11 protein-coding genes are annotated in these 14,037 nt (G+C 59.8%); 5 read left to right on the plus strand and 6 right to left on the minus strand.

What is annotated here, in order from left to right; all coding sequences use genetic code 11:
• Positions 1 to 15 precede the first annotated feature (15 nt).
• The 6 genes from ACUUL3_RS15085 to htpG form a co-directional block, all read right to left on the minus strand.
• A complete protein-coding gene (locus tag ACUUL3_RS15085; RefSeq protein WP_448552731.1) occupies positions 16 to 363 on the minus strand; it encodes a hypothetical protein in 348 nt (115 codons plus the stop codon).
• 186 nt (positions 364 to 549) lie between these two features.
• Complete coding sequence (locus ACUUL3_RS15090; RefSeq protein ID WP_448552734.1) at positions 550 to 936, minus strand: PilZ domain-containing protein; 387 nt, start codon at positions 934 to 936, stop codon at positions 550 to 552.
• A 202-nt stretch (positions 937 to 1,138) separates the two neighbouring features.
• Complete coding sequence (locus ACUUL3_RS15095; RefSeq protein WP_448552736.1) at positions 1,139 to 2,104, minus strand: DUF4340 domain-containing protein; 966 nt, start codon at positions 2,102 to 2,104, stop codon at positions 1,139 to 1,141.
• Positions 2,105 to 2,116: 12 nt separating this feature from the next.
• On the minus strand, positions 2,117 to 4,963 hold the full coding sequence (locus ACUUL3_RS15100; RefSeq protein ID WP_448552738.1) for a Gldg family protein: 2,847 nt from the start codon (positions 4,961 to 4,963) through the stop codon (positions 2,117 to 2,119).
• Positions 4,960 to 5,895: an ABC transporter ATP-binding protein gene (locus tag ACUUL3_RS15105; RefSeq protein WP_448552740.1), complete on the minus strand. Its 936-nt coding sequence runs from the start codon at positions 5,893 to 5,895 to the stop codon at positions 4,960 to 4,962. The genes ACUUL3_RS15100 and ACUUL3_RS15105 overlap by 4 nt, the downstream gene beginning before the upstream one ends.
• A gap of 133 nt (positions 5,896 to 6,028) precedes the next feature.
• Entirely contained in the window at positions 6,029 to 7,924 is a 1,896-nt protein-coding gene (gene htpG, locus ACUUL3_RS15110) for a molecular chaperone HtpG (protein WP_448552742.1), read from the minus strand.
• 324 nt (positions 7,925 to 8,248) lie between these two features.
• Between htpG and ACUUL3_RS15115 the strand changes: the two genes are divergently transcribed.
• From ACUUL3_RS15115 to ACUUL3_RS15135, 5 genes are all read left to right on the plus strand, one after another.
• Entirely contained in the window at positions 8,249 to 9,106 is an 858-nt protein-coding gene (locus ACUUL3_RS15115; RefSeq protein WP_448552744.1) for an HDOD domain-containing protein, read from the plus strand.
• A 20-nt stretch (positions 9,107 to 9,126) separates the two neighbouring features.
• A complete protein-coding gene (locus tag ACUUL3_RS15120; RefSeq protein WP_448552746.1) occupies positions 9,127 to 9,753 on the plus strand; it encodes a LysE family translocator in 627 nt (208 codons plus the stop codon).
• Between the two features lie 150 nt (positions 9,754 to 9,903).
• On the plus strand, positions 9,904 to 10,698 hold the full coding sequence (locus tag ACUUL3_RS15125) for a PhnD/SsuA/transferrin family substrate-binding protein (RefSeq protein WP_448552748.1): 795 nt from the start codon (positions 9,904 to 9,906) through the stop codon (positions 10,696 to 10,698).
• Entirely contained in the window at positions 10,688 to 11,638 is a 951-nt protein-coding gene (locus ACUUL3_RS15130; protein WP_448552750.1) for an ABC transporter substrate-binding protein, read from the plus strand. Before ACUUL3_RS15125 ends, ACUUL3_RS15130 begins: the two co-directional genes overlap by 11 nt.
• Positions 11,639 to 11,832: 194 nt before the next feature.
• Positions 11,833 to 13,947, plus strand: coding sequence for a TonB-dependent receptor plug domain-containing protein (locus ACUUL3_RS15135; RefSeq protein ID WP_448552752.1), 2,115 nt, complete (start codon positions 11,833 to 11,835; stop codon positions 13,945 to 13,947).
• Positions 13,948 to 14,037 lie beyond the last annotated feature (90 nt).

The raw sequence follows: 14,037 nt of genomic DNA on the forward strand, positions 1-14,037 counted from the left end.
CTTTGGCGCGGCTTTTCAGCATGAACCTTCGGCAATGGCTTTCACCGAGATGGCAATGTTTTCGGCCCCTTCCAGCTTGTAGCGGACCTCAAAGGCGTTTCCTTTCTTAATGGCCTTTGCCGAGTCAAGGCCATCGAACTTCGTGTCCGCAGTTAACCTGACGGTCACCGCATCCCCCTTGGGCGGTTTGATGGTCACCAGATCATTGGCAATCGCTTTCACCTTGCCCTTGGTGATCATGGTGCCGTCCGCCAATGCGGATGGGCCGGATTGCGAGGCTGCGCAGCCGGCCATGGTCAAGCTTATGGCGAGCAGAAGCATGAAGAAAAGAGCATGCCAGGACTTTTGGACTTGAGGAATCATAAAAAATCTCCTTCTTATTATGGGGAAATTCCCCTCCTGTTCAGGGTTGCCGCCGGCAAATCCCAGCGGCAACGAATAAATTGAAACCCGAAGACTATAAAAAGGAGACCGGCAAAGCGCCAATAGATAAAAATCTGGTTTTTGAGAGGGTTGTATCGGACTGTTCGATGGGTGCGGCGATCTCTATTACCCGGAGGGTGTTTCCGGCAATGGTCGCTTGCCGGAGTGCTGGAAGGAAGCGCTGCCGCCGGTGTCAAGGTTGATGCCGGCAAGAAAGTAATCTTCAAGAACCGGCCACCATTCGAGGTCATCCTGAAACTGGATGCCCATACCGTCGGGGGCATGCCGGCTGATGATGCCCTTGGCCCGGATTCTGAGATTGCTGCTTTTTCCGCTCACGGTGATTTCTATCCCGCAGACAGCGCCCACGGGAATCCGCTCCTCGGAAAGGATAAAGAGGCCATTCATGCTGATATCCTTGCTCATGGCCCGGAGAACTTTCTGATTGCCGGTGCCGACCGTTACCTCGGTATGCAGGGCCAGACGCGATCGTTTTCTCTTGTTGGGTTTCATGGGCTCAAGCTGTCCGGTGGTGGCTGGCTCAACATAAAAAGATGATACGTATGTAATGCATCGGCTGATCCCTTTCAATACCGAAAGAATACCGGGTGTTGCGAGGGAGGAAATCGGCAGGAAAACCGCGAGGGGAAATTCCTGCGTTCTCCGGTGCGGCGGAAAGCAATCCCCACGGGATGGACTGGCCGAATCCTCCTCCTTACGGAGCACCCCCCGTTGGCGTCTCATCCTTCTTTTCTTCGGTGCCCAGGAGGCCATCGGCCCTGGCGGCGAGGATGCCGGTCAGGGCCGTATTGCTGGCCCGCACATAAAAGGGAGAGGCCGAGGATTTCAGCACCGAGGTGCTGCCGGCCGCGTCCTTGGCCCCGATCAGCAGAGTGGTTTCTCCGGATTTGCCGACCAGGGTGACGCTGGCCGCAGGAGGGTTCAGCCCGTATTCATTCCTGTTTTCGCGGCCGAGATATTCGCTGAGCGTGATCCGGCGCGCGCCGTCAACCAGGGCCTGGGTCTTGGCCGGGTCAATGGCTTCCGGCGGCAGGCCTTGCAGCCGCCAGGCGCCGTTGCCGTCTTTTTTGAGAATCAGAATACCCTGCGCATTGGTGATCCGTACCTCGGCAAGGCCATCGTCCGGCAGGTCCACATAGTCGGCGAGCCACCAGGCCGAGGCCTCCGGCGGCAGATCCCAGGCCGAAAAGTCGTTGACCAGATAGACACGGTCGTCTCCCGCGGCCCGAAGGTGGGTCGATTTGTAGGAGGGGGCGGTGCCGAGATAGATGCTCTGCTCCTGCCCGTCGGCAAGGGTAAGGGTTATGCGCTGAAGATATTTTTTTTCCCCGACCAGGAAACGGTTGTGGCTTTCCCGGGTGCGGGTGACCAGCCGTTGGGCCTTGAGGGCGGTGAGGGTTTTGAGCGCCGTGTCGATTTTCGCCGGATCCGCCGGCAGATCGCCCTCTGAGCTGATCAGCCAGCCAGAGTCGGTTTTCCGCAGAACCGTACTTCGCTCTTCTTCGCCGGTAATGCTGAGGCCCGTGATCCGGGAGGGCTCAAGCCCGGCAAAAAAAACGACCTGCGGTGGCTGGTCGTTGCGGCCGACCAGGGAGAAAATGGCGATAACTCCCAGCTGCAGGAGCAGCAAGGCCAAAAGGATAGAATTGCGCTTTGTCATTTTCGGTTCCTCTCAGCTGACAACATCGTCAAGAATCATCGGCTGCTCGCGATGGCGGCGGCGATATCCATACCAGCTCACCAGCAGCAGGGCGAGCAGGGCCAAACCATAGTTGAGCCATTCCCAGAAGGCCTGCTCCCGGGGAGACAGGGGCGGAAGCACCCTGGCATGGGTGCCCCGGGATCGGATGCTGAGCAGCCCTTCCTCCTCCAGGGACCAGTCGATGATGTTCTGCAAGAATTCCAAGCTGTTGAGAATACGATCCTGGCCCATGGACTGGGCGATGGAGATCACAGTGTCGCTGATGAACTCCGAGCTCCCCACCACGACCAGCCTGGAGGAATCCGGAGACCTCTGGAGGAGCGGCGTAAGGAGGGCGGCCGGCTTTTCCGGCGTCCCGGCCAGGCGGGGATCGGCTTTGTCCTTGAAGAAGCTGACGAACGAACCTTTCAGGGAGACAGCCAGGGCATGGCTGGCTTTGCTTTCACCCTCGGCAAAACCGAAGCGGGGGAACCTCTCGAAGTCAGGCTGAATATCGGTATCGGCATAAAGCCAGGAATCGGGGCTGGAGGAGAGCAGGGTCACCTCGGCAAAGGCCTTGCCCTTGTCGGCGGTCACCGAAAGCGGAGAGACCCAGTTCATGGTCACGGTGGCCAGGTTGGCGACGGCCGGATTGTTTTTGGCCATGCCCGAAGCGCGGACATCGACAAAGAAGGGATAATCGATCTGTTTGATCTCCTGGATGACGATGCCGCCCAGATCCCGGGCCACGGGCACCGGAAAGGGTTCGTTCTGGCTGTCCATGACCAGGGCCTTGCCAACCGTGATCCCGTAATGGGCAAGCTGATCGACAAGCCCCCCCTTGATCTCCTTGAGGTTGATGGCCTGCTGGCCCGGCTCCAGATCGAGCACATAGTTGCCGGCCAGGGCGACCACGCTGCCGCCGCGCATCAGGTACTGGTCAATGGCCAACCGTTCAACCCCGGAGAGATCCCGGGGCGCCACCACCAGCAGCACGTCAACCTCGCCGGGAACATGCCCGGATTTGAGATCAATGGAGGTGAGGTTATAATTTTCCCGGAGCACCTGCTGGAAAAATCGGTATTGCTGGCCCCCTTCCTGCATCATGGCGGCGGCCTGTGGCGGGATCCAGACGCCGACGGTTTTCAGGAAGCCGGAGGAGGTGCGTTTGATGGCGGCCTCGATCTCCTGGCGGATTTCCGCCGGACCCATCCCGCTGTCCAGAAAGATCCTTTCGTGCTGTCCGCCCACGGTGAGGAGCAAGTGCAGGTAAAAATCGCCATCGGAAAACATGGAGAGGGTGAGGGGCTTGATTCCGAAGCGTTCATTCACCGCTTCCCGCGAAAGGGCCGCCCCGGGCAGATCCGGATCCATTGTTATGAACTCGACCTTGCCGCCCGTTTCCTCGGCAAGGGTTTTGCCCACCTCGGTGATCACCGGCGGCAGCTCCTTGAACTGGGCGGGCAGCGAGGCGGGAGTGATCACCGCCGTGAGCTGCATGGGCTTCTCCAGCCCGGCAAGGATCATCTCGAGGCTCTGGAAGCCGTACACCGCCTTTTTGATCGATCTGGTCAGGTCGTACTCCAGGTTCCGCAGGCCAACCTCCAGCTCGCCGTCCGGTCGGGTCCGCACCTCGATGAGATCGTTGAAGCCCAGGGTCACATACTGGTCGCCATACTTGACGAGAATATTGAAATAGGAGTTGACCACCGCGGCCTCATAGCGGCCTGCCACCTGGAAAGGGACCGGTTTGATGCCGTATTGCTGGTTGGCCTCGGCCTCGGCCGTCTCGTCAAACTTGGGATCGAGGAAGGAGACCGTCACCTTGCCGCCGGAGGCGATTTCATACTCCTGCATGAAGTCGCGGATGCGCGGCACCAGCGGGGCAAGCAGGGGATGGGTTTTTTCGCTGAAATAGCCGCGGAGCAACAGGGGCTCGGGCAGGTTTTCGATGAGATCGCGGCTGGAGGCGGAAAGGGAAAATTCCTTATGTCCGGTGAGATCGAGGCGCAGCCAGTGCAGCGAGGCAAGCCAGACATTGCAGGCCAGAAGGTTTGCCGCCAGCAGGAGGACGCCCATTCTGGCGTTGCGGCGATGGCTGGCCGTGCGTTTGCCGCGGCTCCAGCGCTTGGAGTCCAGGGAGACCGTGTTCAGGGCCAGGAAAAGCACGGTGAGGGAGAGATAATAGACCACGTCCCTGAGATCGATCACCCCGCGCTCGATGCTCAAAAAGCGGCTGCCGGTGCCGAGGTTGCGCAAAAGCTCGCTGGCGGTGGTGCCCATGAAGTCGGTGACGCCACCGGAGCCGAGCAGATAGAAGAAACCGCTGATCAGGACGGTGACGATCAGGGCGATGATCTGGTTGTCCGTGCGGGAGGAGACGAAGAGGCCGATGGCGATATAGGCGGCGGCAAGGAGCATGGCGCCGAGATAGCCGCCGGCCACCGGCCCCCAGTCGAGGTTGCCCAGGACCGACACCGAAAAGGGCAGACCGAAGGTCAGGGCCAGGGAAAGACCGACCAGGGCCCAGACCGCCAGGAATTTGCCCAGGACCAGATGGCGCAGGCGGACAGGCAGGGTCAGGAGCACCTCCAGGGTGCCCATCTTCTGTTCTTCGCTCCACTGGCGCATGGTGAGAGCCGCGGTGAGAAAGATCAGCAACACGGGCATCCAGCGGAAGAGCGGACGGATATCGGCGATGTTGCGGCTGAAGAAGGTCTCCAGCCAGAAAAAGGAAAAAAGCACGGAAACAAGAAAGGCGCCGATGAAGATGGCGGCCATGGGGGAACCGAAACAGGCTTTCAGCTCCTTCTTGGCCAAGGCGTATGTCTGATTCACTGAACACCTCCTTGGCCGCCGGCCAGTTCGTTGAAAACAGCCTCCAGGGTTCGCACTTCCTTTCTGAGCTCGCAGAGAATCCAGTCGTTTTTGCGGGCCAGGTTGTAGATCTCCGGGCAGAGGTCGCGGTCGCTTGCGCCATGCACCCGGAAACGGCTGCGGCCGTTTTCCTGGCCGACAAGCTCCACATGCTGCACATCCGGCAGCGAGGCCAGGGCGGCCAGGGCGTCCTCGCTGCCGGCGCCGAGCACGCTGAGCAGGGCGTCGGTGCTGACGGCCAGCTCAGCAAGGCGGGCATCGCTCTTTACCTCGCCGCCGATGATGATAATGGCGCGGTCGCAGGTCGCCTCCACCTCGGAAAGGATATGGGTGGAAAGAAGCACGGTGCTGCTTTGGGCGAGTTTCTTGATCAGGTGCCGCACCTCCACGATCTGGGTGGGATCCAGGCCGTTGGTGGGCTCATCGAGAATCAAAAGCTCGGGCTTGTGCAAAATGGCCTGGGCCAGGCCGACCCGCTGGCGGTAGCCCTTGCTCAGGGCGCCGATGGGACGGACCAGGCGTTCTTCCAGCCCCACGGCATGAATGGCCTCCGAAAGCCGCGCCCGCTGCTCGGCCTTGGGAATGGCGCGCAGGTCGGCAATCATCTTCAGATAGGACTGCACGGTGAGTTCCGGATATAAAGGAGCATTTTCCGGAAGATAGCCGATCTTTCCCTGGACGGCGGCAGGGTTGTCCAGCACTTCGAGGCCGGCGACCCTGGCGCTGCCGGAACTTGGCTGCAGATAGCCGGTGAGGATCTTCATAATGGTGGTTTTCCCCGCGCCGTTCGGCCCGAGCAGGCCGATGATCTCGCCCGGTTCCACATGAAAGGAAACCCCGCGCAGGGCCTCCACCTCGTCATAGGATTTGCACAACTCCTCGACGTCAATCATGGTTGTTCCCTTGTCTTCAGTGTGTTGAGCAGCAGAGGGCCGCCGTGGCGGCCGTGGGGAAAATCTGTCAGGGTGGAACACCCTTTGTCGCGTGCTCCACCCTCTGAGGTATACCGCGTTCCGGCCTTGCTTTTCAACCGGGATTTTCCACCAGTCTTTCCAGAATCCGGTAGGTTCTCGCCACCATGTTTCGCGGCTCCACCAGAAGGCCGGCCTGGATCATGGCATTGTCGAGGATCTGCTCGGCCACGCTTCTGGCAAGCTCGGCATCCTTGTTTTTCAGGGCCGGCAGCCCCTTGATCAGGGGGTGACCGGTGTTGATCTCCAGGTTTTTGCCGCCGAACTGCTGCAACCCCTGCTGGCCGGAGGCGCGCATGATCCGCTCCATGCTGCTGGTGACAAAGCCGTCGGGGTTGACGATCATGGCCGGGCTGTCGGTGAGGCGTTTCGAGGCGACCACTTCCTTGACCCTTTCGCCCAGCGCTTCCTTAAGCCATTTGACCAGCGCCTCGCTCTCCTCGCCAGCCATGGCCTCCTTCTTCTCCTCGGCCTTTTCCCCCTCCTTGGCAGCCTCGGTTTCAGGCAGTTCCAGATCGCCGCGGTCCGCGGAAACAAGCTTCTTTTCGAGGAAGGATCCCAGGTGGCTCATGGCGAAATCATCGATGGGCTCCAGGGTGTAGATGACTTCAATGTTGCGGCGCTTGAAGGCCTCCACATAGGGGCCGTTCTCGATGGCCTCCCGGCTGGGGCCGTTGATGTAAAAGATTTCCTTCTGTGCCTCGGGCATCCGCTCGACGTACTCGGCAAGCGAGGTGAGCTTGCCGGGCTCGGTTTTGGACGATTCAAAGCGCAGGAGCTTGCCCAGTTCCTCCCGGTAGGCATAGTCGGAAATCACCCCTTCCTTCATGAACATGCCGAAGTCCTTCCAGAACTCCGCATACTTCTCAGGCTCGCTTTTGCTCAGTTCCTCAAGGTGCTTGAGGAAGCGCTTGGTGACCACCTTGTTGATCTTGGCGACCAGGGCGTTGTCCTGCAGGGCCTGGCGGGAGATGTTCAAGGGCAGGTCCTCGCTGTCGATGACGCCTTTAAGAAAGCGCAGCCATTCCGGGAGAATGGTCTTGCTGTGCTGTTCGATGAGGACCCGCTGGCAGTAAAGGTTGACCCCGGCCTCCATGCGGCCGAAGCCCATGGCCTCGAAATTTTCCTTGGGGACAAAGAGCAGGGTCTTGATGGCCAGGGGGGCGTCCGCGGAAAAATGCAGCCTGGTCAGGGGTTCGTCAAAGGCATTGGCGATGAATTTGTAGAATTCGCCGTACTCTTCGTCCTTGATCTCGTTTTTCGGCCGGGTCCAGATGGCCTGCACCGTGTTCACCGCCTCGCCCTTAACCTTGATGGGGAAGGGGACAAAGCTGGAGTATTGCTTGATGATGCGGCGGATGGCGTGTTCGCTGGCAAACTCCTTGGCCTCTTCCTTCAGCTCCAGGGTGATGCTGGTGCCGCGGCGGATGCCCGGGCACATGGCGATGGTGAAGGTACCCTCGCCGTCGGAAACCCATTCATGGCCCATGTCGTCCATGCGATAGGAGCGGGATTTCACCGTGACCTTTTTCGCCACCATGAAGGCGGCGTAGAAACCGACGCCGAACTGGCCGATGAGGTTCACCCCCTTGCGTTCGCTTTCCGCAAGCTGGGAAAAGAAGGTTTTTGAGCCGGAGTGGGCAATGGTGCCGAGATTGGCCTCCAGTTCGCCCCGGTCCATGCCGATGCCGGTATCGGTGATGGTGATGGTGTGGTTCTGGTCGTCGACATCGATGGTGATCTCAAGGGGCACATGGCTGTCGAAAACCTCCTGTTCCACCACGCTTTGGTGCCGGAATTTTTCCAGGGCGTCGGCGGCATTGGAAACCAGTTCACGCAGGAAAATATCTTTTTCCGTGTAAAGCGAATGGATCACGATATCGAGCATCTTCCTGACTTCGGCCTGGAACTCCTTGGTCTCTGTTTGAGTGGTTTTTGCGTCGGAACTCATTTTCTCCCTCACTGTCTGGTGGTGGTCTGGTAAAATGGGGCCATGGCGCATCGGCGCCAGAAGGTCATGTGCCGCCGTTCCGCTAAACCCGGAGTTTGTCCCGCTCGCTGGACCGGTGCCGCTTGTTTTTCACGGGGTTCCGCCGGCGGAAGGCGATTTGCGCCAAAAAATAATCATCCCGGCCGCTCTGTCAAGAAGGCGGACGCAGCCTGTTATTTACAACAGGCCCCCGGTGTGCAATAATTGCTCTGGCGGCCTGGTCAACCAATGAATCAGCTTGCCGCCTTCACCATGAAATTTGGTTGAGAAACGGGAAAAGAAACCATGGATGTAGCCCAGGAATATATCAAGGATGTCGAAAAGATCGCCCCCTGTCCGGAGGTGGCCCTGGATGTCCTTTCCATTGCCCATGAGGCGGATTGTTCCATTGCCAAGCTTTCGGAGAAGATCGAGCAGGATCCGGGGCTTACCGCCAACATGCTGCAGATGGCCAATTCGGCCTACTTCGGCCACATGAAAAAAATCACCTCGGTCAAGGACATCATCGTCCGCCTGGGCCTGGAGACCGTCAAGATCATTGCCATCACCAGCGCCTCCATAGGCCTGCTGAAATCGCCGCAGGAAGCCTATGCCCTGGGCCGGGGAGATCTGTGGCGCCATTCCTTTGCCGTTGCCACCCTGGCCAACATCATCGCCCGCTACGCCAAGGCCCGTGATGTATCCGCCATCTACACCGCCGCCCTGCTCCACGACGTGGGCAAGGTGATACTCGACCGGCCCCTGCAGCTGGAGCGCTATAATCGCACCGGCAGCGGCGAACCGGAAGCGATGTTTTCCGTGGAACGCAGGCTGCTCCATACGGATCACGCGGAGGTGGGCATGGCCCTGCTTGAGAAATGGGGCCTGCCCGAGGCGATTTCCGTGCCGGTGGGCCTGCACCATGATCCGGCCCAGCCCCGGGCGAAACGCCTGGGCGTCAAGGTGGTGCATCTGGCCAACGAGCTTGTTCATCTCACCGAATACGATACGGAAAATCCCAAGGATTTCTTTTTTGACGTTCTGGCCTATGAGGACAGGAAAGCGGATTTTCCCGAGGTGCCGCACTTTGAAAGCAACATGCGTCTGATCATCGAAGAGTTTGTCGACAAGTATCACGACACGGTTGCGGTTTTCGAGCTGTAGGAAGCCGCCGACTCGCCGCGATGTTTTTTTATCTGACCTCCGGGGCGATTTTCGGGCTGGCCGCCGGTTTTTCCCCCGGTCCCCTCCTGGCCCTGGTCATCGGCGAAACCCTGCGGCATGGCAGAGCGGCCGGGATCAGGATTGCCCTGGCGCCGCTTGCCACCGATCTGCCCATCGTCTGTTTCGTGCTGTTCGGCCTCGGCCGGCTTGCCGAAAATTCTGTGCTGCCTGGGATTTTAGCTCTTTTCGGTTCCTGTCTGCTCTTCGCCATGGGGGTAGCCGACCTGCGCCGGACCGGGTTTGCGCTTGCCCCCGCCGCGCAGCCCGACCCGCACCCATTCCGGCGCGGGGCTCTGGCCAACGCCCTCAGCCCGCACCCGTATCTCTTCTGGCTCAGTGTCGGCGGGCCCGTCCTTTTTCGGGCCTCTCAGGAGGAGGGCGGCCCTGCCGCCTTTGTTTTTGTCGGCAGTTTTTATCTGCTCCTGATCGGAAGCAAAATCTTCCTCGCATTCCTGGTGGGCCGTGCCCGGACTTTCCTTTCCGGTCGCCTCTTTGCCGATGTTTTGCGCGGGATTGGCGTCCTGCTCTGTTTTTTCGCCCTTTTGCTTTTCCATGAGGGTCTCATCCTGCTCGACTTGCTGCCCTGAGTCTTTCCGGCGCTCCCCGCCGGCGGGGCAGGCTTTTCGACAAGAAAAATAATGAAAATGCTATGGGGGCAGGGCGCGGATATGCTATAGTCGGGGCTATGGTTCCCTCAGTCAATGGAGCTGGCCAGAATGCGCCGGCGGTGTAGGCATATGGCAGCCCTGCTGCTGGGGCTGGTCTTGCTCGTTTGTGCGCCGCTTAACGCGGGGAGCGCGACCCAGTCCGCCCACTTCCTTTATTTCAATCCCGATTCCATTCACAACAACCTTTCCGGCCTCAAGGAGGGTATGGACGCCTTTTTGTCCACCCAAGGCTTTGCCTGTTCCTTTCAGCCTTTTGCCCGGTTCCACGATTTTGACCGCGAGGCGCGGAACGATGGCCCGGCGTTTCTTTTCCTCCCGGAATGGTACCTTCGCCAGGACGGCAACGAGAAACGCTTCAAGCCGTTCCTCATTCCGGTCCGCCAGGGGGCAAGCACCTACCGCAAGGTGCTGCTGGTCGCCGCGGATTCGGCTCTGACCGCGGAAAAGCTGACCAGCACCACCATCGCCATGACGCCGGCGGGACAGGCCGGGCTTGCCCTGTTGGACGAGGCCCTCTTCAAGCGCATCGGCCTCCGGGGCAAAGAGCTCAATTTCATCACCACGGCCAAGGATTCCGACGCCCTCTTCGCCCTGGCCCTGCGGCAGGTGAAGGCGGCGCTTGTTTCCCAGGACAATCTTGAACATGTAGGAAAGATCAACCCCCGGCTTCTCAAGACGGTTAAAGCCCTTGCCGTTTCCGATCCCATCCCGCTGCCGGTACTCTGTTATGTCGAGGGGGCGGTTCCGGCCGCAGAGGTCGACCGGTTGCGGGAGATGCTGCTGGCTGGCAAAGAGGGCGGCAAAGCGGCAGAGATCATGGAGATGCTGCAAATCGATGCCTGGCGGATTCCCGATGCTGAATAATATACTCCACACGAAAGTGTTCCTTCTGCTCCTGGCGCTCGGCCTCTGGCTCGGCACACCGGTGTCGGCCGCCGCCTCCGGCGGCCCGGTCGTCATTCTGCTTTCGGACAGCGAAGCGGCCTATGAACAGCAGGCTGCTCTTTTCAGCGAGGAGCTGGAGATGCCGGTGCAGGTTTTTAACCTGCACGGCGATCTTGGCCGTGATCCGGGCTTGAAGGGAAAGATTTTCGCCGTGCGGCCGGCCCTGATTTTCGCCCTGGGCGCCAAGGCCGCCTATGCGGCAAAAATCTGGACCCAGGATCGGCAGGACATTCCGGTTCTGTTCGCCATGGTCCTGAACTGGCAGCGTTATAAGCTCCTGGACGGCAGCCGCAATATCGCCGGGGTCGCCGCCGAGATCTCGCCCGGCGCCCAGTTCGTCAATATGACCATGTTTCTGCCGACCATGCGGCGGATCGGCCTCCTCTACGGCCCGCAGTCGGAAACGATTCTCATCCGGGCCAGGGAGGCGGCTGCCCTGCTTGGCCTGGAGCTGGTGGCCGAGCGGATTGACCGTGCAGGGGATTTCCAGCGGTCCTTCAAACGACTGGCCGGCAAGGTGGATGCCTTCTGGTTGCTGAACGACCCGGTCGTCTATACCCTGGCGAACATGGATTGGCTTGAGGAGCGCTGTCTGAAGGAGAAGCTCCTCTGTGTCGGACAGAGCCAGAATCTGGCCAGGATGGGATTGGCGCTTACCGTCAACCCGGATCTCGGCCAGATCGGCGGCCAGGTCGCGGCCATGGCCCGCAATATCCTGCTGAACGGGCAGGATCCCGGTGAGATCGGGGTGATGGAGCCCATCGGCACCCAGCTCTTCGTCAACATCAAAACCGCCGAACATCTCGAGCTGTCGGTCTCGCCCCAGGTGCTGGATATGGCCACCGCGATTATCCGCTGAGCGGCGCGTGCGAAGGAGGCGGGGGTTTTATCCTAACTAACCATATGAACTCAAAGCATTTTTTCCTTTTCTTGCGACAAATGTTCACTTGATTTTTCCCCGTCTCTTCTCCTAAGCTGGAAAGAAGCAGCAGGGATTTCTCGGAGGGAAAATTCCCTGCGCGCCCCTGTTTCAAGAGCGGAAGGGAGAGGCGGATGCGAAAAAAACTGGTTATGACGGCTGCTGCTTGCTGGTTCTTGCCCTGCGCCACCGCGGCCATGGCAACGGACCCCCCGGCCGCGGCTCCCGGCAGGGACGAGGTCGAGGCTTTTGCGAAGATGTTCGGCCAGGGACCGCAGGAGGAGGATGTCTACCGCACCGACCGGCTGCTCCTCACCGCCACCGGCTCCCTCAAGCCGGTGCATCTGGCCCCCTCGGTTGCCTCGGTGATCACCGCCGAGGACATCAAGGGAGTGGGCGCCACCACCCTGGACGAGGTGCTGGAAACGGTGCCCGGGCTGCACGTCGAGCCGTCCGGCACCGGCTATTTCAGTTCCATCTGGTCCATCCGCGGCATCCATACCAGCCTTAACCCCCAGGTGCTGCTGCTCATCAACGGCGTGCCCTTCACCTCCAACTACCAGGGCAGCCGTTTCATGGGTTTTCAGATGCCGGTGGCCATGATCTCCAGGGTGGAGGTGGTGCGGGGGCCGGGCTCGGCCCTGCACGGCGCCGATGCCTTTGCCGGCACGGTCAACGTCATCACCAAGGACAACTTCGAGATCAATGGCACCCAGGCCGGAGCCCGTTACGGCTCCTTTGACACCTCCGACCTCTGGGCCCAGCACGGCGGCCAATACGGAGGCTGGGACGTGGCCTTTGGCGTTGAATCCCGTAAAACCAGCGGCGACAAGGACCGGGTCATCGAAAAAGATTATCTCCATGCCATCGGCGCCGGAGCGCTCTCCAATGCGCCTTCTCATATCGACACCTGGAATGAACAACTGGACAGTCACCTTAATCTGCGTAAGGAAAACTGGGCGCTCCACCTCTACGGGACGCTGCAGGATTCCAGCCTTGGCCCGGGAGGTTCCCAGGCCATCACCCATGACAATGAATTGGACAGCAAGTCATTGCTTGCCGATCTCACCCATCGCAACGACAAGCTTATCGAGAATTGGGAGCTGGAGAGCCGGGTTTATTTTTCCTATATCCATCAGGATTCCTTCCTGCAGTTTTACCCCTCCGGCTTTCTCAACATGCAGGGCGAGCCCATCCAGACAAGCCAGGATGGCGGGGTGGAGGCCAGCGGGGTCTACAAGGGCTTCAACGATCACCAGTTGCGCCTGGGCCTGGGCTGGAAAAATTATGATTTCGAAGCGGATCAGTATAAAAATTACGGTCCCGCGGCCGGGCTCAATCAGTTCGGAGATCTGGTGCATGTAACCGATCCGGCCCATATTTACATATCCGATGGGAGCCGGACCCTGGGGTACGGTCTGGCGCAGGACGAATGGCAGTTTGCCAAGACCTGGACCCTGACGGCCGGAGTGCGCTACGACGAGTATTCCGACTTCGGCTCCACCACCAACATGCGGGCGGCCCTGGTCTGGGAGACTCGCTACGACCTCACCACCAAGCTCATGTATGGACAGGCGTTTCGCGGGCCCTCCTTTGCCGAACAGAACATCAAGAACAACCCGGTATCCGTCGGAAATCCCAACCTTACCCCGGAAGAGATCGAGACCGTGGAATTGGCCTTCGACTATCAACCCACCAGGGATCTCCGCCTGATTCTGAGCCTCTTTAATTATGAGGCAAAGGACCTCATCGAGCTGGTAGGTCCCGGCCTGCCCCAGGCGTTTACCAACTACGGCGAGCAGGAGGGGAACGGCCTTGAAATGGAGATGGACTGGCGGCCACTGCAGGATTTCCGGCTGCGCGGCAATGTCGCCCATCAGCGGTCGGAAAACAAAAAACTGGATGCCGTGGTGCCGGATGCGCCCGAACTGCAATTTTATCTGAACCCGAGCTGGGCCTTTCTGCCTCACTGGACCCTGGAGGGACAATATTTTTGGATCGGCGAGCGCCATCGGTCCCAGGGCGACCCCCGCGGGGACATCGATGATTACAGCCTGGTCAATCTCACCCTTCGGCGCAAGCGCATAGCCAACCATTGGGAGGCTGCCGTTTCGGTGCGGAATCTTTTCGACGAGGAGGGGCGGATTCCCAGCCCTTATGCCGCGGCCGCCCCGGAAGGCGCCTATATCCCTTATGATTATCCCATTGAGGGTCGCGCAATTTATGCGGAAATAAGTTGCCGTTTTTAAACCCTCTTGAACAATCCATTGCAAGAGGAAGGTCGCGCCAGGGAAGTATGGGCGGAGCCTTCCTCTTTGAGTTTCGCAGGGAGCAAAAGG

The sequence above is a fragment of the Thiovibrio sp. JS02 genome, assembly GCF_053485635.1.